Source organism: Gemmobacter caeruleus (assembly GCF_008271655.1).
Lineage (GTDB): Bacteria > Pseudomonadota > Alphaproteobacteria > Rhodobacterales > Rhodobacteraceae > Gemmobacter > Gemmobacter caeruleus.
Window position 1 is genome coordinate 701,437 of the sequence record NZ_VKKX01000022.1, and the last position, 19,766, is coordinate 721,202.

The 19,766-nt window shown below is 66.5% G+C and carries 19 protein-coding genes; 11 read left to right on the top strand and 8 right to left on the bottom strand.

The window, feature by feature from the left end; translation table 11 throughout:
- Positions 1 to 5: 5 nt before the first annotated feature.
- From FOA17_RS10365 to FOA17_RS10395, 7 genes are all read left to right on the top strand, one after another.
- Positions 6 to 1,373, top strand: a complete 1,368-nt coding sequence (locus tag FOA17_RS10365; protein WP_149141384.1) for an MFS transporter — start codon at positions 6 to 8, stop codon at positions 1,371 to 1,373.
- Entirely contained in the window at positions 1,370 to 2,260 is an 891-nt protein-coding gene (mepA, locus tag FOA17_RS10370) for a penicillin-insensitive murein endopeptidase (protein ID WP_149141385.1), read from the top strand. Before FOA17_RS10365 ends, mepA begins: the two co-directional genes overlap by 4 nt.
- Positions 2,233 to 3,117 carry an esterase-like activity of phytase family protein gene (locus tag FOA17_RS10375; protein WP_149141386.1) on the top strand — a complete coding sequence of 295 codons (885 nt, stop codon included), beginning with the start codon at positions 2,233 to 2,235 and terminating at the stop codon, positions 3,115 to 3,117. The genes mepA and FOA17_RS10375 overlap by 28 nt, the downstream gene beginning before the upstream one ends.
- Positions 3,118 to 3,205: 88 nt before the next feature.
- Positions 3,206 to 3,829 (top strand): queuosine precursor transporter, encoded by a 624-nt coding sequence (locus FOA17_RS10380; RefSeq protein ID WP_149141387.1) that lies wholly within the window; start codon positions 3,206 to 3,208, stop codon positions 3,827 to 3,829.
- A gap of 354 nt (positions 3,830 to 4,183) precedes the next feature.
- Positions 4,184 to 4,603: an alternative ribosome rescue aminoacyl-tRNA hydrolase ArfB gene (gene arfB, locus FOA17_RS10385; RefSeq protein ID WP_149141388.1), complete on the top strand. Its 420-nt coding sequence runs from the start codon at positions 4,184 to 4,186 to the stop codon at positions 4,601 to 4,603.
- The gene (locus tag FOA17_RS10390) at positions 4,600 to 5,538 is read left to right on the top strand and encodes a phosphotransferase enzyme family protein (protein ID WP_149141389.1); all 939 of its coding nucleotides are present in this window, start codon (positions 4,600 to 4,602) and stop codon (positions 5,536 to 5,538) included. The genes arfB and FOA17_RS10390 overlap by 4 nt, the downstream gene beginning before the upstream one ends.
- An 83-nt stretch (positions 5,539 to 5,621) precedes the next feature.
- Entirely contained in the window at positions 5,622 to 7,097 is a 1,476-nt protein-coding gene (locus tag FOA17_RS10395) for an inorganic phosphate transporter (protein WP_149141390.1), read from the top strand.
- 16 nt (positions 7,098 to 7,113) lie between these two features.
- Here the strand turns inward: FOA17_RS10395 and pncB are convergent, their stop codons facing one another.
- From pncB to pncA, 3 genes are all read right to left on the bottom strand, one after another.
- Positions 7,114 to 8,403: a nicotinate phosphoribosyltransferase gene (gene pncB, locus FOA17_RS10400; RefSeq protein WP_149141391.1), complete on the bottom strand. Its 1,290-nt coding sequence runs from the start codon at positions 8,401 to 8,403 to the stop codon at positions 7,114 to 7,116.
- A gap of 47 nt (positions 8,404 to 8,450) precedes the next feature.
- A complete protein-coding gene (locus FOA17_RS10405) occupies positions 8,451 to 10,715 on the bottom strand; it encodes a hybrid sensor histidine kinase/response regulator (RefSeq protein ID WP_149141392.1) in 2,265 nt (754 codons plus the stop codon).
- Between the two features lie 69 nt (positions 10,716 to 10,784).
- Positions 10,785 to 11,390: a bifunctional nicotinamidase/pyrazinamidase gene (gene pncA, locus FOA17_RS10410; protein WP_149141393.1), complete on the bottom strand. Its 606-nt coding sequence runs from the start codon at positions 11,388 to 11,390 to the stop codon at positions 10,785 to 10,787.
- A 98-nt stretch (positions 11,391 to 11,488) separates the two neighbouring features.
- Here pncA and trhO point away from each other — a divergent pair, with 98 nt between their 5' ends.
- Positions 11,489 to 12,391: an oxygen-dependent tRNA uridine(34) hydroxylase TrhO gene (gene trhO / locus FOA17_RS10415; protein ID WP_149141460.1), complete on the top strand. Its 903-nt coding sequence runs from the start codon at positions 11,489 to 11,491 to the stop codon at positions 12,389 to 12,391.
- On the opposite strand, the gene FOA17_RS10420 is transcribed toward trhO, so the two are convergent.
- Positions 12,376 to 13,068: a helix-turn-helix transcriptional regulator gene (locus FOA17_RS10420; RefSeq protein WP_149141394.1), complete on the bottom strand. Its 693-nt coding sequence runs from the start codon at positions 13,066 to 13,068 to the stop codon at positions 12,376 to 12,378. The two genes, trhO and FOA17_RS10420, sit on opposite strands and share 16 nt — an antisense overlap.
- 69 nt (positions 13,069 to 13,137) lie before the next feature.
- Here FOA17_RS10420 and FOA17_RS10425 point away from each other — a divergent pair, with 69 nt between their 5' ends.
- Entirely contained in the window at positions 13,138 to 13,725 is a 588-nt protein-coding gene (locus FOA17_RS10425) for a glutathione S-transferase family protein (RefSeq protein ID WP_149141395.1), read from the top strand.
- On the opposite strand, the gene FOA17_RS10430 is transcribed toward FOA17_RS10425, so the two are convergent.
- From FOA17_RS10430 to FOA17_RS10440, 3 genes are all read right to left on the bottom strand, one after another.
- Positions 13,713 to 14,579 carry a DMT family transporter gene (locus FOA17_RS10430; protein WP_149141396.1) on the bottom strand — a complete coding sequence of 289 codons (867 nt, stop codon included), beginning with the start codon at positions 14,577 to 14,579 and terminating at the stop codon, positions 13,713 to 13,715. The two genes, FOA17_RS10425 and FOA17_RS10430, sit on opposite strands and share 13 nt — an antisense overlap.
- Positions 14,580 to 14,647: 68 nt before the next feature.
- Positions 14,648 to 14,935 (bottom strand): HU family DNA-binding protein, encoded by a 288-nt coding sequence (locus tag FOA17_RS10435; protein ID WP_149141397.1) that lies wholly within the window; start codon positions 14,933 to 14,935, stop codon positions 14,648 to 14,650.
- 162 nt (positions 14,936 to 15,097) lie between these two features.
- Entirely contained in the window at positions 15,098 to 16,576 is a 1,479-nt protein-coding gene (locus FOA17_RS10440; protein WP_238991779.1) for an AMP nucleosidase, read from the bottom strand.
- A gap of 168 nt (positions 16,577 to 16,744) precedes the next feature.
- Between FOA17_RS10440 and FOA17_RS10445 the strand changes: the two genes are divergently transcribed.
- On the top strand, positions 16,745 to 17,593 hold the full coding sequence (locus tag FOA17_RS10445) for an SDR family oxidoreductase (RefSeq protein ID WP_149141399.1): 849 nt from the start codon (positions 16,745 to 16,747) through the stop codon (positions 17,591 to 17,593).
- 3 nt (positions 17,594 to 17,596) lie between these two features.
- Here FOA17_RS10445 and FOA17_RS10450 read toward each other — a convergent pair whose 3' ends face one another.
- A complete protein-coding gene (locus FOA17_RS10450; RefSeq protein ID WP_149141400.1) occupies positions 17,597 to 18,244 on the bottom strand; it encodes a GntR family transcriptional regulator in 648 nt (215 codons plus the stop codon).
- Positions 18,245 to 18,498: 254 nt separating this feature from the next.
- Between FOA17_RS10450 and FOA17_RS10455 the strand changes: the two genes are divergently transcribed.
- The gene (locus FOA17_RS10455; protein ID WP_149141401.1) at positions 18,499 to 19,737 is read left to right on the top strand and encodes an NRAMP family divalent metal transporter; all 1,239 of its coding nucleotides are present in this window, start codon (positions 18,499 to 18,501) and stop codon (positions 19,735 to 19,737) included.
- Positions 19,738 to 19,766 lie beyond the last annotated feature (29 nt).

Sequence of the window (19,766 nt, forward strand, 5' to 3'; positions counted from 1 at the left end):
CAGGCATGGCAACGGCACGGCAGCGGATCTGGGGCTGGTATTTCTTTGACTGGGCAAGCCAGCCCTACAATACCCTGCTTCTGACCTTCATCTTCGGCCCCTATTTCGCCGAAGTGGCGCGCGCCCATTATGCGGGGCTGGGCATGGCACCCGAGGCAGCCGCGGCCGAGGCGCAGGCGGTCTGGGGCTATGGGCAGACCGTGGCCGGGGTCATCATCGCGCTGCTGGCGCCCATTCTGGGGGCGGTCGCCGACGGATCGGGGCGGCGCATGGTCTGGATCTGGGTATTTTCGGCCTGCTATGTGCTGGGCGCCTGGGGGCTGTGGTTCCTGATGCCGACCGCGCCCGCGCTGACGCTGGCCATCGCGAGCTTTGGCCTCGGGCTGATCGGGATGGAATTCGCCACCATCTTCACCAATTCGCTGATGCCCTCGCTGGCCGCGCATGACGAGATGGGCAAGATCTCCGGTTCCGGCTTTGCCTTTGGCTATGCGGGCGGCGTGCTGTCGCTGATCGTGATGCTGGCGCTGTTTGCCGAGAACGGCGCCACCGGCAAGACGCTGATCGGGCTGGACCCGATCCTGGGTCTGGATGCCAGCCTGCGCGAAGGCACGCGCGCCGTGGGGCCCTTCACCGCGATCTGGTATATCGTCTTCATGCTGCCCTTCTTTTTCTGGGTGAAAGAGCCGCGCCTTGACGGGCCGAAGCGCAGTCTTGGGCAATCGCTGGCCGATCTGGGGCGGCTGCTGAAGACCCTGCCCAGCCGGCAAAGCCTGTTTGCCTATCTCATGTCCTCGATGTTCTACCGCGACTCGCTCAATGCGCTTTATGGCTTTGGCGGGGTCTATGCCTCGGGTGTGCTGGGCTGGAGCGTCACGCAGATCGGCGTTTTTGGCATCATCGGCGCCGTGGCCGGGGCGCTGGCGACCTGGATCGGCGGGCGTATCGACGCGCTGCGCGGGCCGAAGCCGGTGATCGTCGGCTCGGTCTGGGTGCTGATTGTGGTCTGCGCGGTGATCGTGGGCATGTCGCGCGACCAGATCTTTGGCCTGCCGCTCGCACCGGGATCGTCGCTGCCCGATCTGGTGATGTATGGCTGCGGCATCCTGATCGGGGCGGCGGGCGGCACGGTGCAGGCGGCCTCGCGCACCATGATGGTGTTCCACACGACCCCCGAACGCGCGACCGAGGCCTTTGGCCTTTTCGCGCTTTCGGGCAAGGCCACGGCCTTTATCGCGCCATTCGCCATCGCCGTCGCCTCGGATCTGAGCGGATCGCAGCGCATCGGGGTCGCGCCGCTGATCGGGCTGTTCCTGATCGCGCTCATTCTGCTAGTCTGGGTCAAACCGAATGGTGAACAGGCGACCCGATGATCCGTGCGATTCCCCTGGCCCTGGCATTGGGCCTGACAGCACTTCCCGCCTCGGCGGAGAAGCTGGCGAACAAGCTGTTCGGTGCCATGGCCGCGCCGTCGCAACAGGCGGCGATGCCGATCGGGTCTTATGCCCGGGGATGCGCGGCCGGGATGGTGCAACTGCCCGAAACCGGGCCGACCTGGCAGGCGATGCGCCTGTCGCGCAACCGCAATTATGGCCAGCCCGCGCTGGTGCAGTTTCTGGCCGATCTTTCGGCCGGGGCCACGCAGATCGGCTGGCGTGGGCTTTACATCGGTGACATGAGCCAGCCGCGCGGCGGGCCGATGACCTCGGGCCATGCCAGCCACCAGATCGGGTTGGATGCCGATATCTGGATGCTGCCGCCGCGGAGCCTGACGCTCAGCCGGGCCGAGCGGGAAAAGATCAGCTCGATCCCCGTGCGGTCGGCCGATCAGCGCAGCGTCACCGCGAACTGGACCCCGCAGCACGCCGCGTTGTTGCAGATGGCGGCCTCGGATCCGCGGGTGGACCGGATTTTTGTCGCGGCTGCGGTCAAGATCGAGATGTGCAAGACCGCCACGCGCCGCGACAAGGCCTGGTTGCAAAAGATCCGCCCCATTGCGGGGCATGACACGCATTTCCATGTGCGGCTGAAATGCCCGGACGGCGCCACGCTGTGCCAGACGCAAAAGCCCACGGTGGCGGAACTGTCGAAAGGCGGCAACGGGTGCGACGACACGCTGATGTGGTGGGTGACGGATTACCTCAACCCGCCCAAACCGTCGAAAAAGCCGAAAGATCCGGCGCCTCGGGTGCGCGGGGCGCGCGAATACACCATGGCCGACCTGCCCGCCCAATGCGTCTCCGTTCTCTCAGCGCCCTGATCCTGTGCGCCGCCCTCGGCACGGCAGAGGCGCAGGACCGGGTCGCCGCGCGCAGCGACGGATTCGTCGGGGCCTTCGGCTGGCGCGGGTCGGATCCGCAACTGGGCGGCATGTCCGCGCTGGAGATCGGCGCCGATGGCAGCAGCTTTACCGCGCTATCCGACCGGGGCGGCTGGACGCAGGGCCGGCTGGTGCGCGATGCAGGCGGGCGCATCGTGCGGGTCGAGGCGGCGCCGGTGCGCCTGCTGCGCGGCAAGGGCAAGGCGCCGCTGGCCGCCGGCCGCAATGACAGCGAGGGCCTGGCCGTGGCCCCCGATGGCAGCGCCTATGTCGCGCTGGAAGGGGTGGCGCGGGTGCTGCATTACCCCCGGCTGCAAGGCCCGGCAGAAAACCTGCCCCTCGCCCCCGCCTTTCGCAAGATGCGCCGCAATGCCTCGCTCGAGGCGCTGGCAATCGGCCCGGATGGCGCGCTCTATACCCTGCCCGAGGGGCGCGAGACGGATCGCGGCCCGATCCCGGTCTATCGCTATCGGGCCGGGCAATGGGATCAGCCCTTTGCCATTCCGCGCCAGGGAGCCTTTCTGCCGGTCGGCGCCGATTTCGGCCCGGATGGCAAGCTCTATGTGCTGGAACGCCAATTCGCCGGCCTTCTGGGCTTTGCATCGCGCGTGCGCCGCTTTACCCCCGATGGCGCGGGCGAGACGGTGCTGCAAACGCCACTGGGCCGGCATGACAATCTGGAGGGGCTGGCGGTCTGGCGCGACGGGCCGGGCCAATTGCGGCTGAGCATGATCGCCGACGACAATTTCCGGTTCTTCCTGCGCACCGAAATCGTGGAATATCGCATTTCCGATTGACGCAAGCCCCGGCCGGGCGTATCGGGGCGGCCTTCACGCCCGCCCCGGCGGGCCAAGTCTCCGCGACCTTGTAAAAAACGGAACAGACATGTCCAGAACGCTTCTGCCCGGCATCCTTGCCATGGCGGCGATTGTCGTCGCCTCAAACATCCTTGTTCAATATCTGCTCGGCCCCTGGCTTACCTGGGGGGCCATCACCTATCCGATCGCCTTTCTGGTGACCGACCTGACCAACCGCCTGCAAGGCGCCGCCGCGGCGCGCAAGGTGGTGATCGTGGGCTTTGTGGTGGGTGTGATCTGCTCGCTCATCGGGTCGCAGATCATGGGCGAATTCGGCCCGCTGGTCACGCTGCGCGTCGCCATCGGTTCGGGACTTGCCTTCCTGTGCGCGCAACTGACCGATGTTGCCGTGTTCAACCGCCTGCGCCAGGGCAGCTGGTGGCGCGCGCCGCTGGTCTCCACGCTGGTGTCTTCGACCCTCGACACGGCGATCTTCTTTTCGGTGGCCTTTGCCGCGCAACTGGCCTGGATCGACCCCGCCACCGATGTGAGCTGGGCCAATGAGGCCGTGCCGCTGCTGGGGATCGGGGCGGTCGCGCCGCTATGGATCTCGCTCGCCCTGGCGGACTGGCTGGTGAAGCTGACGCTGGCAGCTGTGGCACTTGTGCCATTCCGGCTTGTTGTCGGAAAATTGACGCTACGCGCGGTGTAAAACCTTTTGACAATCGCAAAATCTGTGTCACGCTCCAATTATCGGCAACTTTTTGAAAGGAGGTGATCCAGTGTCTAGAGTGATATTGGAGAGAGGTGTCGGGACAGTCGGGAGGCGCGATATTTAAGGGCAACCCCTTGAAATCAAACCTCAAGATTGGGCTTGAAACCTAACTGGCCCATCTCCTTGGAACTCGGAAAGGGTCGCCGCATTGCCGGCGACCCTTTCTCTTTCAGCGTCGCCTTAAAATCGCCGGCTTGCGCGCTTAAAATATAAACGCATTATGAACGACTTGGGCTATCGTCTATTCTCACCCCCCTTCCCCTGCGACGGAAATCCGCTACTGTCGCGCCCATGCTGCGGATCACCGACACCCTCATCATTGCTGACTGGGAACTGAGCGAGAGCTTTTCGCGCTCGTCCGGCCCGGGCGGGCAGAATGTGAACAAGGTGGAAACCGCGGTGGAATTGCGGTTCGAGGCCGAACGCTCGCCCCATCTTGCCCCCGGGGTTAAGGCGCGGCTGAAGCGGCTGGCGGGCCGACGCTGGACGCAAGAGGGCGCGATCGTCATCCGGGCCGAGGAAACCCGCAGCCAGGCCCGCAATCGCGCCCTGGCCGAGGAACGGCTGGTCGAACTGATCCGCGCCGCCCTTGTGGCGCCCAAGCGCCGGATCCCGACCAAGCCCACGCTGGGCAGCCAACGCCGACGGCTGGCGGGCAAGTCGGCCCGATCCGAGGTGAAGGCATTGCGCGGAAAGATCGAAGACGAATGACCGAGGCAGAGCAGGCCGCGTCGCTCTGGGGCGCGCAGATCACCGCCGAATTGCGCAATCGCGAAAATGCGGTTCATGCCATCCGCCTGCCCGATGGCGCCCGCGCCGCGCTGCGGCTGCACCGGCTGGGCTATCAGACCGAAGCGGCGATCCGGTCGGAATTGTGGTGGTGCGGCGCGCTGGCCGAGGCCGGGCTTCCGGTGCCCCGCCCCCTGCCCAGCCTGACCGGCGAGATGCTGCCCCCCCTGCCCGGCGGGCGCGTCGCCTCGGTCGTCAGCTGGATCGACGGCACCGCCTTTGGCGAGGCCGGGCAGCCGCTGGCTGGCAGCACCGACGAGAAATGCGCCCGCCACCACCAGCTTGGCCGGCTGCTGGCCGCGCTGCATGACGCGACCGACCGGCTGCACCTGCCCGAGGGCTTTGCCCGCCCCCGCTGGGATATCGACGGGCTGCTGGGCGAAACGCCGTTCTGGGGCCGGTTCTGGGATCACCCGCTGCTGGATGAAGAAGGCGCGGCCGAGCTACGCCGCGCCCGCGACTACCTGCGCGAGCGGCTGCAAGATCACGCCACCGAGGCGCCGATCGGCCTGGTTCATGCCGACGTGCTGCGCGAAAACATCCTGCTGACCGGCGACGGCCCGGCGCTGATCGACTTTGACGACAGCGGCTTTGGCTTCCGGCTCTATGATCTGGGCACCGTCCTGTCGCAGGATTTGTATGAGCCCGACCGCCCCGCCCTTCAGGCCGCGCTCTGCGATGGTTATGCCAGCCTGCGGCCGCTGGATCGCAATATGGTGCCAGCGTTCACATTGGCGCGGGTTCTGGCCTCGGTCGGCTGGGCCGCGCCGCGCCTGCCCGCCGATCATCCGGTGCATCGGAGCCATATTGCCCGCGCGCGGATGTGGGCGCGGCATGTCATGTCGGGCGGCGACTGAGGCGACGGGGTTGCGGGAATCTGTTGCCCCACTGGCCCCGGCCCGGTAATGCAACGGCAGCATGACAACCGGATGACCGCAACATGACTGACCCCCAGCCGCAGCAGAACCAGTGGAAGACACTCGACAAGGATCTGTCGCGCCTCGTCGTTCTGGAACAGGCCACGGCCTTTCTCTCGCGCCCGCTGATCGCGGTCGGCGTCGCGCTGGCCTTTGTCGCGATCTGCGCGCTGGCGGCGGCGATGTTCACCGGCGGCGCCCCGAATTCCATGATCATCATCGCCGCCGCCGCCTTTGGTGCCTATATGGCGCTGAACATCGGCGCCAATGACGTGGCCAACAACATGGGGCCGGCGGTCGGCGCCAATGCGCTGACCATGGGCGGCGCGTTGATCATCGCGGCGGTGTTTGAAACCGCCGGGGCACTGATTGCGGGGGGCGATGTCGTCTCCACCATCTCGGGCGGCATCGTCGCGCCCTCGGCCGTGGCCGAACCGCATGTCTTCATCTGGGCGATGATGGCCGCACTGATCGCGGCCTCGCTCTGGCTCAATCTCGCGACCTGGCTGGGCGCGCCGGTCTCCACCACCCATGCCATTGTCGGCGGCGTGATGGGGGCGGGCATCGTCGCGGCGGGGTTTGGCGCGGTCGATTGGGGCAAGATGAGCCAGATCGCGGCCAGCTGGGTGATCTCGCCCATTCTGGGCGGCGTGGTTGCGGCGGCGTTTCTGGCCTTCATCAAGGGCCGCATCAATGACGTGGAAGACAAGATCAGCGCCGCCCGGTTCTGGGTGCCGATCCTGATCGGCATCATGGCGGGCACTTTCGCCACCTATCTGTCGATCAAGGGCCTCAAGAAGGTCATCGACGTGTCGATGGGCAGCGCGCTGCTGCTGGGCCTGGTCATCGGCCTGCTGTCTGTGCTGGCGACCCGCCCGATCATCCGCCGCCAGTCCGAGGGGATGGAGAACCGCAAGAAATCGCTCAAGGCGCTGTTCGGCATGCCGCTGGTGATCTCGGCCGCACTGCTGTCTTTCGCGCATGGCGCCAATGACGTGGCCAATGCCGTGGGGCCGCTGGCGGCGATCGTGCATGCCGTGGCCGACGGCGGCACCGCCGAAAAGGTGCAGATCCCGCTTTGGGTGATGCTGATCGGTGCGGGCGGCATTTCCTTTGGCCTCACGCTGTTCGGGCCGAAACTGATCCGCATGGTGGGGACGGAAATCACCAAGCTCAACCCGATGCGGGCCTATTGCGTGGCGCTGTCGGCGGCGATCACCGTGATCGTGGCAAGCTGGCTGGGCCTGCCGGTCAGTTCGACCCATATCGCGGTCGGCGCGGTGTTCGGCGTTGGCTTTTATCGCGAATGGAATGCGGAGCGGAAAAGCCGCCGCAGCGGCATCATCAAGGGCAAGCCCGTGGCCCCCGAGGAACGCGCCCGCCGCAAGCTGGTGCGCCGCGCACATGTGCTGTCGATCGGCGCCGCCTGGGTGATCACCGTGCCGCTGACCGCGCTTTTGTCGGCCGGCATCTTCGTCGTGCTGAACTGGCTGGGCTGAGCGCGGGTTCCCCGCGTCAGACCACCACCTCTTGCGCGGCCTGATCGCCCACACCGAAGACGCGCTTGTAGCGCGCCACTTCGTCGGCGGGCCCCATTGCCTTGTTCGGATTGTCCGAGAGCTTGACGGTGGGCCGGCCATTGGCGCTGATCGCCTTGCAGACCAGACTGAACGGCGCCAGGCGGTCCCCCGCCAGGCCGCGAAAATCGTTGGTCAGCATGGTGCCCCAGCCAAAGGACACCTTCACCCGCCCGGCAAAGCGCGCATGCAGTTCCTCGATCTTTTCGACATCCAGCCCGTCGGAAAAGATCACCAGCTTGTTGCGCGGATCCTCGCCGCGTTCCTGCCACCAGCGGATCGCGATCTCGGCGCCCGTGGCGGGATCGCCGCTGTCGATGCGGATGCCGGTCCATTTGGACAGCCAGTCGGGCGCGCGTTTCAGAAAGCCTTCGGTGCCATAGGTATCGGGCAGGATGATGCGCAGATTGCCGTCATGTTCCTCGTGCCAGTCGGCCAGAACGCGATAGGGCGCCTCGGCCAGTTCGGCGTCGCTTTCGGCCAGTGCGGCATAGACCATCGGCAGTTCGTGCGCATTGGTGCCGATCGCCTCGATGTCGCGTTTCATCGCGATGCGGCAGTTCGAGGTGCCGGTGAAGGCATCGCCCAGCCCCTCTTGCATCGCCTGAACGCACCAGTCCTGCCAGAGGAAACCGTGGCGGCGGCGGGTGCCGAAATCGGCGATCTTCAGCCCTTCGATCCGGCGCAGCCGTTCGATCTTTTCCCAGAGCCGGCTCATGGCGCGGGCATAGAGGATCTGCAATTCGAATTTGCCCATCCCCTTCAGCACCGCGCGCGAGCGCAACTCCATCAGCACGGTCAGCGCCGGAATTTCCCAGAGCATGACCTCGGGCCAGCGCCCCTCGAAGGTCAGTTCGAACTGGCCGTCGCGTTTTTCCAGGTGGTAGGCGGGCAGGCGCATCTGCTCGAACCATTCCATGAAATCGGGGCGGAACATCTGGCGTTTGCCGTAGAAGGTATTGCCGCGCAGCCAGGTGCTTTCGCCCCGCGACAGGCTCAGACCGCGCACATGGTCAAGCTGCTCGCGCAGCTCGCCCTCGTCGATCAGATCGGCCAGCCGCACCGAATGGCTGCGGTTGATCAGGCTGAAGGCGACGGTCGTGTCGGGCTTGTTGCGAAAGATCGACTGGCACATCAGCAGCTTGTAAAAATCGGTATCGATAAGCGAACGGACGATCGGGTCGATCTTCCAGTTGTGATTATGCACCCGAGTGGCGATATCAACCATGTTTCCCTCCGCTTTGCACCCTGTCTACGGCAAAGCGGGGGGCAAGGTCAAAAGCCCGCTGCCCTGCCCTGTGGCGCGGCGGGCACAGCCGGGTCTGGCGGGGGCGTGGCGGTGCGCCGCTCCTCCAGCAGGCGCAAGAGATGGTAAAGTTCGGCCCGCACAAAGGGCTTGGCCAGCGCGCCATCCATGCCGGCCTCGCGAAAGCTGCGCAGATCGTCCTCGCCGCTATAGGCGGTCAGCGCGAAGATGGTGACCGGCGGGCAGCCCATCTGCGCCTCATGCGCACGGATCGCGCGGGTGGCCTGAACGCCGTCCATGCCGGGCATGGAAATATCCATCAGCACCAGATCATAGGCCCCCGCCCGCGCGAGGCGCAGCGCCGCCTCGCCATCGGCGGCCTGATCCAGTTGCGCGACACAGGGGCCGAGCAGCTTTTCCGCGATCATGCGGTTGGTCCGGTTGTCATCGGCCAGCAGCACCCGCAGCGCGGTAACCGGCGGGGCGACGACGGGTGGCGTGCCTTGCGCGGTGCCGGGCGCCCGGCGCAGCGGCAGCGTGGCGGTAAAGGTCGTGCCCGCACCGGTCTGCGAGACAAGCGCTATCCGCCCGCCCATCACCCCCATCAATTCGCGCGAGATGGTCAGGCCCAGCCCGGTGCCGCCAAAGCGGCGCGAAATCGTGCTGTCGGCCTGTGAAAAGCTGTCAAAGATCCGCTCCTGCCGTTCTGACGGGATGCCGATGCCGGTATCGGTCACCGCAATCGCCATTTCATCATGGTCCTTTCCGGGGCTCACGCTCAGCCGCAGGGTGACGCCGCCCTGTTCGGTGAACTTCACCGCATTGCCCAAAAGGTTCAGCACCACCTGCCGCAGCCGCCCGGCATCGCCCAGGAAATCGGGCAGGTTTTCCGGCAGGTCGGCGGTCAGCGCGATGCCCTTGGCCCGCGCCGCCGGGCGCATCAGGTCGAGACTGCCCAGCAACAGGTCAGGCAGGGAAAAGCGCCGCTCCTCCAGCACCATCTTGCCGGCCTCAAGCTTGGTCAGATCCAGCACATCGTTCAGGATGGTCAGCAACGCTCGCCCCGAATCGATGATCGTGCGCGCATAGTGGCGCTGCGCCGGATCGAGCGGGGTATCCGCCAGCAGCTCGGCCACGCCGATCACCCCGTTCAAGGGCGTCCGAATCTCGTGGCTCATGGTGGCAAGGAATTGCGCCCGCGCCTGGGCCGCCGCCTCGGCCGTCTGACGCGCGGCGGCCAATTCGGCACGTTGCGCGCGTTCCTCGGTCACGTCACGTTCCAGCGCGATAAACACATCCAGCGCGCCCTCGGCGGTGAAGACCGGGCTCATGTTGATATCCATCCAGACCCGTCCCCCGGATTTGGTGCGATTTTGCAATTGCACCCGGCAGCTTTGCCCCGCTTCGATCGCCCGGAGCAGATAGGCCAACGCCTCGGGTGACGTTTCCTCGGCATTGAGCAGATCGCCCGGAAACCGCCCCACGGCCTCGTCGAAACTGTAGCCGGTGATGCGGGTGAAGGCCGGATTGACCCATTCGATACGGCCATCGGGGCTGGTGAACAGGATGCTGTCGGCGGCGTGGCGCGCGACCAGGGCCAGCCGCTCCGACAGGCGGGCGGCGCGCAGCAATTCGCTGCGCGACTGGCTGAGCGCGACCTGCTTGTCCAGGAGCGCGCGTTCAAACTGATAGCGTGCGATCTGGCTGCGGCCGATGGTGCGGGTGAACAGGATCACCGCATAGGCCAAAATCACCATCGACAGGATCATGAACAGCGATCCGCGATGCGGCGCCACGCGCAGCAGATCCATCACCATGACCCCCATCGTCAGGCCATAGACCCAGATCCGCGCCGTTGTCGCCTCGGGGAAGTGGCGGGCGGCGAGGCTGGCATTGGTGACCGCCGACATCAGAAAGACCGTGGCGAAGAACCGCGCCTCGATCAGCGGAACCCAGCCCCAGCACAACAGGATGCAGGCCGAGATGGTCATGGCCTGCACCGCTGCCGCCACGCTGGCGCAGAGCCGCAGCCAGGCTGGCAACGCACCGTCGCGCCGCCGCAACACACAGCCGAGCGCCGCGGCCTCGACCCCCTCGCCGGTCAGGACGCACAGCACCGCCAGCGGGCCGAACCAGGGATTGCCCAGCAGGCTCAGCACCAGGGAGCCGATCAGGGTCATGGTCTGGCGCAGGGCAAAGGCGCGCAACCGGCCGCGCGCATAGCGGCGCAGCAGCCCGTCGGGGCTGTTCCTCCGCAAGAACTCTGACCGCGCCTCGACGCTGCCTGCTGGCATCGCACCCTCGTCCCTCGACTCGGGGTGATCCTAGGGGCAATGCCTTAATGAATGCTGACCCGGCGCCGGTCAGATCAGATCGACCCCCGCCTGCATCATCTGCTGGCAGGCGGTGGCCAGCGATCCTTCCAGGTCGATGGCGCGGCAGGCGCTCATCTTCACCGCGACGGCAAAGCCCAGCCGTGCGGCATCCAGTGCGGAATAGGTCACGCAGAAATCGGTGGCCAGCCCGACCAGCGTCAACCGCGTCACACCGCGCGTGCGCAGATAGCCCTCAAGCCCGGTCGGCGTCGTGCGGTCATTTTCGAAGAACGCGGAATAACTGTCGATTTCGGGGCGAAAGCCCTTGCGGATGATCAGATCGCCCGGCGCGGTTTCCAGCCGGGGGTGGAACAGCGCGCCGTCGCTGCCCTGCACGCAATGGGTGGGCCACAGGATCTGCGGGCCATAGGGCATCTGGGTCAGCGAAAAGGGCGCGGCGCCGGGGTGGTTTTCGGCAAAGCTCTTGTGATCGGCGGGGTGCCAGTCCTGCGTCAGCACGCGCACCGGAAATTGCCGCATCATGGCGTTGATTTCGGGGATGATGGCATCGCCCCCGGCCACGGCCAGCGCACCGCCCGGGCAGAAATCGTTCTGCACATCGACAACGATCAGGGCTTCTTCGGCTGCACGCATGGCTTTCCCCCGGTCAGGTTTTCCCTTGGCTATGCCGCAAGGGGCCATGCGTCAATGCCGCGCTTGCATTGGCGCGGCCAAAGGGGCAGATGCGGGGCATGATCACCATCGCCGCGCTTTATCACTTTACCCGCTTTGCCGACCCGGACGCCCTGCGCGCGCCGCTTCAGGCGCTGGCCGAGGCCGAGGGGGTGAAAGGGTCGCTCCTGCTGGCGGCCGAGGGGGTGAACGGCACCATTGCCGGCAGCCGCGCGGGCATCGACGCGGTGCTGGCGCATCTGCGTGCCCTGCCCGGCTGCGCGGGGCTGGAGCATAAGGAAAGCCACGCCGAGGCGATGCCCTTTGCCCGGATGAAGGTAAAGCTCAAGCGCGAGATCGTGACGATGGGCCAGCCCGGCATCGACCCGCGCGCCCGCGTCGGCCATTACGTCGCCCCCGAGGACTGGAATGCGCTGATATCGTCCCCCGATGTCGCGGTGATCGACACCCGCAACGATTACGAGGTGGCGATCGGCAGTTTCGCGGGCGCGATCGACCCCGGCACCCGCAGCTTTCGCGACTTTCCCGCCTGGTGGGCAGCCAATCGCGAACGGTTCCACAACAAGCGCATCGCGATGTTCTGCACCGGCGGCATCCGCTGCGAGAAATCGACGAATTACCTGCTGGGCGAGGGGATCGAGCAGGTCTATCACCTCAAGGGCGGCATCCTGAAATATCTGGAGGAAGTGCCCGAGGATCAGAGCCTCTGGCACGGCCAATGCTATGTCTTTGACGGGCGCGTCAGCGTCGGGCACGGGCTGGTGCCGGGCGACTATGGCAGTTGCCACGCCTGCCGCCGCCCGATCAGCGCGGAAGACAAGGCGCACCCGGCCTATGAGCCGGGCGTCTGCTGCCCCGCCTGCGTCTCGGAATATTCCGAGGCCGACCGCGCGCGGTTCCGCGAGCGCATGAAACAGATGGACCTTGCCGCGCGGCGCGGCCAGCGTCATCTGGGCGGCTGATCCTTCAGGATGCGGTGAAAGGCCCGCAGCAGCGTCACGCGGCGCGGTCGAAAGCTCTCGCCGGTCATCGCCACATCCTGCATCGAGCGCAGGTGAAAGCGGCGGAAATCCTGCCGCAACTGGCATTGCGCCAGCAGCATCAGCGCCCGATCCAGCCACACCACCGACAGCGGATAGACCCGTCGCCGGGTCTGGCGGCCCGACAGATCGGTATAGGTCATGTCAAGCGCGCGTTCCTCCCAGATGGCCTCGCGGATCAGGCCCAGATGGGCGGGGGCCGACGCGCGCGGCTCGCAGCGAAACACCGCCTGCGCCGCATGCAGCGCCTGGCGCTGCACCCGTTCTGGCAGGGTGGCGATGATCTTGGCGCCGGCGGCCTCGGCCGCACGCGCCAGCGCAGGGTCGCCCGCCAGCCCGATCTCGGCGAGGCCCAGCATCAGCGCCTCCACCTCCAGCCGGGTGAACATCTGCGGCGGCAGGGCCGGGTCTTCGGCCAGCGTATAGCCCAGCCCCGCCTCGCCCTCAATCCGTGCCCCGGCGGCGCGCAGGGCGGCGATATCGCGATACAGCGTGCGGGGCGACACCTCCATCTCGGCGGCCAGCCGGGCAGCGGTCACCGGCTGCGGCAGCCGGCGCAGCGCATCCAGAAGGCGAAAAAGACGATCGGGCTTGGCCATGACATGCTGACAGGTTCTGGCAGGAGCACTCAATGATAACAGCGCCATGCAGAATGGAAAGGAAAAGCGATGATCACCTTCTACCATGCCCCCCATTCGCGGTCCTGGCGCATCCTGGCGTTGATCGAGGAGATGGGTCTGGGCGACCGCATCGACCTGCGCGCGGTGAATATCCTGCGCGCCGACGGCTCGGGCGGGCGCGACCCGGCCAACCCGCATCCCGAAGGCAAGGTGCCGATCCTCGATCATGACGGTCGGCTGATCTCGGAAACCCCGGCGATCATGATCTATCTGACCACGCTGTTCCCCGGCAGCACCATGGCGCCCGCGCCCGGCACGCCCGATTGGGGGGTCTTTCTGAGCTGGATGTGCTGGTATACCGCCGCGATGGAGCCGGCGCTGCTGACGGCGATGGCCGGGGCCTCGCATCCGGTGCTCTATTCCACCTGGCGCGACCCGCAGGCGGTGACCGACCGGCTGCGCGCCGCGCTGGACGGGCGGCCCTGGATCATGGGCGAGAGCTACAGCGCCGTCGATCTGCTGCTGCATTCGCCCTATGCCTGGGTGCCCGATCTGATGCCGGATGACCCGGCGATCCGCGACTGGGTGGCGCGCTGTCAGGCGCGGCCGGTCACGCAGGCGACCTATACCGCCTGACGCGACAGTTGCACGGCAAGGATGCCGGCCATGACCACGGCGACGCCGATCATGTCGGTCAGCCGCACCGCCTCGTGCAGCAAAAGCGCCGCGATCGCCACGCCCAGAAACGGGTTCAGAAAGTGGAAGGTCGCGGCCTTGACCGCCCCGATGCGCCGCACCAGCGCGAACCACAGGACGGTGGCAAAGATGCCCGGCATCACGATCTGATAGGACATCGCCAAAAGCCATTGCGGCGTGACCGACAGCCGCCAGGGCTCGACCGTCAGGGCCACGGCCCACAGGACGGCGGCGCCGACCCACATCTGATAGCCCACCACCACCAGCACATTCCCGCCCGAGGCCGCGCCGCGCAGGGTCAGCGTCGCGGTGGCCAGCGCCAGCGCCGCCACCAGGCAGAGCGCCACGCCCAGCGGATCGGCCCCCGCCCCCAGCCGCGAGGCCATGATCAGCGTCACCCCGGCAAAACCCAAGGCAAGGCCCAGCACACCCAGCCGTGGCAGGCGCTGCCCCAGCACGGCCCAGCCCAGCCCCGCCACGATCAGCGGCATGGTCGAGGCGATGATCGCCGCCAGCGAAGCCTCGATCCATTGCATCGCGACGAAGTTCAGCCCCAGATAGATCGCGTTCTGGCACAGGCCAAAGACCAGCGTGGCCCGCAGTTGCGCCCGGTCAAGCCGCAGGCTCTGCCCCAGGGCCGCGCCAAGGCCAAGCGCCAGCGCGCCCGACACGCTGAAACGGATGGCCAGCGACAGGATCGGCGCCGCATCGGCGACGATCAGCCGCGCCGTCGCATAGGCAGATGACCAGACCAGGGCAAAGACCAGCCCCATGACAATTGCCCGCAGATCCATTGCGCGTGCCCCTCCGCTATGAAAAAGGCCGCCCCTCGGGGCGGCCCTGTCACCGTGATCTGGCAGGATCAGGCGTTCACGCTGTCTTTCAGCGCCTTGGCGATGGTGAATTTCACCTGCTTGTCGGCCGGTTTGGTCACGGTTTCGCCGGTAGCGGGGTTGCGCACCTGACGCTCGGGGCGGGCCTTGCAGACCACCTTGCCCAGACCCGGCAGGGTCACGGCGCCACCGGCAGCAACTTCGCGCGCCACGACGGCGGCCACGGCATCCAGCGCAGCGCCCGCAACTTTCTTGTCTGCGCCCATGGCGTCGGCCAGGGCGGCAACGAGCTGCGTCTTGGTCATCGGTTTGGACATCTTGTCATCCTTATCGTTATCCCGCCTCCCAGTGGCGGTATGTCGGCCCCCGGGCCTTGCCGGGTTGGTGCCCTTGCTACACAGGTTTTCCGGGCAAAGTTCAAGCCCAGATTCCCGCGCCCAAGGCCCCGAAGGCCGCAAATGCCCGCTTTTGCCGCAATGTCAGAGAAAGGCGGTCTCCTCGAAACTGCGCAATTTCCGGCTGTGGATACGCTCCACCGGCATTTCGCGGATCAGCTCCATCGCATGCACCCCGATCAGCAGATGGCGGGCAACCTGCGTGCGATAGAAATCACTGGCCATGCCGGGCAGCTTCAATTCGCCATGCAGCGGCTTGTCACTGACACAGAGCAGCGTGCCGTAGGGCACCCGAAAGCGGAAGCCGTTGGCGGCGATGGTCGCGCTTTCCATATCCAGCGCGATGGCGCGCGACTGGCTCAGACGTTGCACCGGGCCGGACTGGTCGCGCAGTTCCCAGTTGCGGTTGTCGATCGTGGCCACGGTGCCCGTGCGCATGATGCGCTTCAGCTCATAGCCCTCAAGCTGGGTCACGGCCTCCACCGCGTCTTCCAGCGCGATCTGGATCTCGGCCAGAGCCGGGATCGGCACCCAGACCGGCAGATCATCATCCAGAACGTGATCCTCGCGCAGATAGGCATGGGCCAGGCAAAAATCGCCCAGGCTCTGCGAATTGCGCAGGCCGGCGCAATGGCCGACCATCAGCCAGGCATGCGGGCGCAGCACGGCGATATGGTCGGTCGCGGTTTTCGCATTCGACGGACCGACACCGATATTGACCAGCGTGATGCCCTGCCCGTCCGCCCGTTTCAGGTGATAGGTCGGCATCTGCGGCATCTTGGTCGGATGGGTCAGCACCCCGTCCGGCGTGGTCAGGGTCTGGTTGCCGGTCGCCACAAAGGCCGTATAGCCCGAGGCCGGATCGCCCAGCACCTTGCGGGCATAGGCCTCGAATTCATCGACATAGAACTGGTAGTTGGTGAACAGGACGTGGTTCTGGAAATGCGCGGGGTCGGTCGCGGTATAGTGCGACAGCCGCGCCAGCGAATAATCCACCCGCTGCGCGGTAAAGGGCGCCAGCGGGCGCGAGCCGTCGGCATATTCGGTCAGCATGCCATTGACGATATCGTCATTGGTGGTCGAAAGATCCGGCACGTCGAACACGTCACGCAGCGGGAAATCCAGCACGCCTTCCTGCGGGATCACCACGCCGGGCCGGTTGGCCACCGCGAAATGCACCGGGATCGGGGTTTCCGACGGCCCGATCTGCACCGGCACGCCATGGTTCTGGATCAGCAGCGTCAGTTGCTGCACCAGGTAGTTGCGGAACAGGTCAGGCCGGGTGATCGTGGTGACATAGGTGCCGGGCTGCGCCACATGGCCGAAGGACAGGCGCGAATCCGTCTTGGCAAAGCTGGTCGTGGTAAAGCGAATTTCGGGATACCAGGCGCGCACGCGCGCGGCAGGCGGATGGCCCGACATCACGGCGTTGAACTGCTCGGTCAGGAAATCGACGGCCTGGGTATAAAGCGCCTCCAGCCGGGCCACGGCCTCGGCCGCGTCGGTAAAGCTTTCATGCGCCGCATCGGACGGCGCGATATAGGTCTGCGAAATCTGGGTCACTCGGGTCTGTCCATTTTTTGATCGTTCTTTCTGCACCCTCCCGGGGGGCGAAATCAAGCGCGGCGTGCGCAAAGGCCGCGCCCCGACCCTGGCGCTGCGACATGACGGCGCCATGACGATGGGGCGGCAGGCCTTGCGGGGCGCGCGTGCCGGGGCCAGAATGACGCCATGACAGGCACGCTTCTTTCCCTTGGCCATGGCTATTCGGCCCAGGCCCTTGCCCGGCGGCTGTTGCCGCAGGGCTGGCGCATCATCGGCACCACCCGCAGCCCCGACAAGGCCGAGGCCCTGCGCCGCGACGGGGTGGAACCCGTGATCTGGCCCGGCACGCCGCTGGCGCCGCTGATCGCCGGGGCAAGCCACATCCTGTGTTCCGTAGCGCCAGGGCCGGGGGGTGACCCGGTTGTGGCGGAGGCGGCCGCGGCGCTGCGGGCCGCGCGACCGGCCTGGGTCGGATATCTTTCCACCACCGGGGTTTATGGCGATCATGACGGCGGCTGGGTCGATGAAACCAGCCCCCTGACCCCCTCGACCCTGCGCGGGGTGCAGCGGGTGCGGGCCGAGGCCGAATGGCAGGCACTTGGCCTGCCGCTGCACATCTTTCGGCTGGCGGGTATCTATGGCCCCGGGCGCGGCCCCTTTGCCAAGGTGCGCAACGGGACGGCGCGGCGCATCCTCAAGCCCGGGCAGGTGTTTTCGCGCATCCATGTCGAGGATATCGCGCAGGTGCTGGAGGCCTCGATCCGCCATCCCGACCCGGGCGCGGTCTATAACGTCTGCGACGACGATCCCGCCCCGCCCGAGGCGGTGATCGGCCATGCCGCGCAGCTTCTGGGCCTGCCGCTCCCCCCGGCCGAGGATTTCGCCACGGCCGAGATGACCCCGCTTGCCCGCAGCTTCTATGCCGAGAACAAGCGCGTGCGGAATGACCGGATGAAGCGCGATCTGGCGGTGCGCCTGCTGTATCCCAGCTACCGCGAGGGGCTGGCTGCCCTGCTGGCCGAGGGCGAGGACTAAGGGTCAGGCGATCCGCGCGAAGGCCTGCATGATCTCGCGCTCCGACTGGTCCAGATAGTCGGAGAGGATGCGCGCCGCCCCCGCCGCGTCGCCGGCATCGAGCCGCGCCAGAATATCGGCGTTGCGGGTGACATAGGGGGCGTGCAGCCGTTCAGGGCTGTGCAGCAACCCGAAGGCCAGCCGCAATTCCGCGATGATCTGGCCAAAGAAGGTATCGAGACGCGGGCTGTCGGCCAGCGCCACGATGGCCGCGTGAAATTCCATATTGGCGCTGCCGACGCCGCGCCAATCGCCTTCGGCCTGCTGGCGGGCGGCCTGCTCGACCGCCTGGCGCATCCGCGCCACCGCCTCGTGGCGCGGCCAGGCCTGGGCCAGCGCCGGCACCTCGATCAGACGCCGCAGGCGGTAGATATCGACGATGGTCGCCATCGAGGGCGTCGCGACAAACACGCCGCGATTGGGTTCATGCCGCAACAGCCCCTCATGCGTCAGCAGGCGGAACACCTCGCGCAGCGTGTTGCGGGACACGTTCAGATCGGCGGCCAGCCGGGTCTCGGCCAGCCGTTGCCCGGGCGGCAGGATCCCGTCGATGATGTCATGGCGCAAGCGGGTCGCGGTTTCTTCGGCCAGGCTGGGCGCGTCGTCGGTCATCATCGGCTCCTGCAAGTCGCCGGATCATGTCGGAACCCGCGCCCCGCCGCAAGGCGCAGCCCTTCGCGATTCGCCGCGTGGGTCACCATACCACGCCTGATCTGCCCATCCGGCAGGCCGTGTCAGACTTTCGTCACAATATTGTTCAACAATTTACAAGTTATTGTCAGATTTAATTTGACAGAATGCCCAACTGGACAGAACATCAACCCATGCAAAAACCCCAAACCCACCTTGCAGCAGGAGCATGACTGATGAGCGAAACCCCGCTGAACAGCCCTTCCGCCGCCCAGTCCTCGCTTCGCGGCGGGTTCATGGCGGCGATCTTCCTGATGGCGACCTCGGCCATCGGGCCGGGTTTCATCACCCAGACCGCCACCTTCACCGCCAAGCTGGGCGCGGCTTTCGCCTTTGCGATCCTCGCCTCGATCGTGATCGACTTCGTGGTGCAGCTGAACATCTGGCGCATCACCACGCTGACCAATCGCCGGGCCTCTGAAACCGCGAATGCCGCCATTCCCGGATCGGGTTACCTTCTGGCGGTGCTGGTCATCGTGGGCGGGCTGGCCTTCAATGTGGGCAATATCGCCGGCGCCGGGCTGGGCCTGAACGCCATGCTGGGGCTGGACCCGCGCATCGGCGGCGCGCTCTCGGCGCTGATTGCCATCGCGATCTTCCTGTCGCGCCGCGCGGGGATGCTGCTGGACCGGATGATCATCGCGCTCGGCTTCCTGATGATCGCCATGACGGTGATCGTGGCCTTCGTCTCCAACCCGCCGGTGGGCGAGGCGCTGCGCCAGACCATCCTGCCCGATGTCATCGACTTTCCCACCATCACCACCATCGTGGGCGGCACCGTGGGCGGCTATATCACCTATTCCGGCGCGCATCGCCTGCTGGACAAGGGGCTGACCGGCGCCCACAACCTGCCGGCCGTGACCCGCGCGGCGCTGACCGGCATCGCGGTGACCGGCGTCATGCGCTTTGTGCTGTTCCTGGCCATTCTGGGCGTCGTCGCCTCGGGCGTGACGCTGGATCTGTCGAGCCAGGCGGCCAACCCGGCGGCGCAGGCCTTTGCCGCGGCGCTTGGCGATTGGGGGATGCGCATCTTTGGCGTGGTGCTGTGGGCGGCGGCGCTGACCTCGATCATCGGGGCGGCCTATACCTCGGTCAGCTTCCTGACCGTGTTCAGCCCGATGACCGACCGCGCGCGGGACATCGCAACCATTGCCTTCATCGGCTTTTCGCTGGTGGTCTATCTGGCGCTTGGCAAGGCGCCGGCGGCGATCCTGGTGTTTGTGGGCGGCTTCAACGGGCTGATCCTGCCCATCGGCCTGACGATCTTTACCTATGTTGGCTTTGCCCGGTCGGATCTGATGGGCGGGCACCGCTACAATCGCGGCCTTCTGGCGCTGAGCGCGATCACCTGTATCCTGACCTGGTATATGGGGGCAAAGTCGATCGGCCCGATCTTTGCCTTCCTCGCCCAGTGACGCATCGGGCGGCCCCGCGCAGGGCCGCC

Excerpts from the sequence above, each read along its gene's own strand:
- FOA17_RS10380 (WP_149141387.1), top strand. The coding sequence starts at position 3,206 with ATGTCCAGAACGCTTCTGCCCGGCATCCTTGCCATGGCGGCGATTGTC.
- trhO (WP_149141460.1), top strand. The coding sequence starts at position 11,489 with ATGATCACCATCGCCGCGCTTTATCACTTTACCCGCTTTGCCGACCCG.
- FOA17_RS10435 (WP_149141397.1), bottom strand. The coding sequence starts at position 14,935 with ATGTCCAAACCGATGACCAAGACGCAGCTCGTTGCCGCCCTGGCCGAC.
- pncB (WP_149141391.1), bottom strand. The coding sequence starts at position 8,403 with ATGGTTGATATCGCCACTCGGGTGCATAATCACAACTGGAAGATCGAC.
- FOA17_RS10455 (WP_149141401.1), top strand. The coding sequence starts at position 18,499 with ATGAGCGAAACCCCGCTGAACAGCCCTTCCGCCGCCCAGTCCTCGCTT.
- mepA (WP_149141385.1), top strand. The coding sequence starts at position 1,370 with ATGATCCGTGCGATTCCCCTGGCCCTGGCATTGGGCCTGACAGCACTT.
- pncA (WP_149141393.1), bottom strand. The coding sequence starts at position 11,390 with ATGCGTGCAGCCGAAGAAGCCCTGATCGTTGTCGATGTGCAGAACGAT.
- arfB (WP_149141388.1), top strand. The coding sequence starts at position 4,184 with ATGCTGCGGATCACCGACACCCTCATCATTGCTGACTGGGAACTGAGC.
- FOA17_RS10405 (WP_149141392.1), bottom strand. The coding sequence starts at position 10,715 with ATGCCAGCAGGCAGCGTCGAGGCGCGGTCAGAGTTCTTGCGGAGGAAC.
- FOA17_RS10365 (WP_149141384.1), top strand. The coding sequence starts at position 6 with ATGGCAACGGCACGGCAGCGGATCTGGGGCTGGTATTTCTTTGACTGG.
- FOA17_RS10425 (WP_149141395.1), top strand. The coding sequence starts at position 13,138 with ATGATCACCTTCTACCATGCCCCCCATTCGCGGTCCTGGCGCATCCTG.
- FOA17_RS10395 (WP_149141390.1), top strand. The coding sequence starts at position 5,622 with ATGACTGACCCCCAGCCGCAGCAGAACCAGTGGAAGACACTCGACAAG.
- FOA17_RS10420 (WP_149141394.1), bottom strand. The coding sequence starts at position 13,068 with ATGGCCAAGCCCGATCGTCTTTTTCGCCTTCTGGATGCGCTGCGCCGG.
- FOA17_RS10375 (WP_149141386.1), top strand. The coding sequence starts at position 2,233 with ATGCGTCTCCGTTCTCTCAGCGCCCTGATCCTGTGCGCCGCCCTCGGC.
- FOA17_RS10430 (WP_149141396.1), bottom strand. The coding sequence starts at position 14,579 with ATGGATCTGCGGGCAATTGTCATGGGGCTGGTCTTTGCCCTGGTCTGG.
- FOA17_RS10390 (WP_149141389.1), top strand. The coding sequence starts at position 4,600 with ATGACCGAGGCAGAGCAGGCCGCGTCGCTCTGGGGCGCGCAGATCACC.
- FOA17_RS10450 (WP_149141400.1), bottom strand. The coding sequence starts at position 18,244 with ATGACCGACGACGCGCCCAGCCTGGCCGAAGAAACCGCGACCCGCTTG.
- FOA17_RS10445 (WP_149141399.1), top strand. The coding sequence starts at position 16,745 with ATGACAGGCACGCTTCTTTCCCTTGGCCATGGCTATTCGGCCCAGGCC.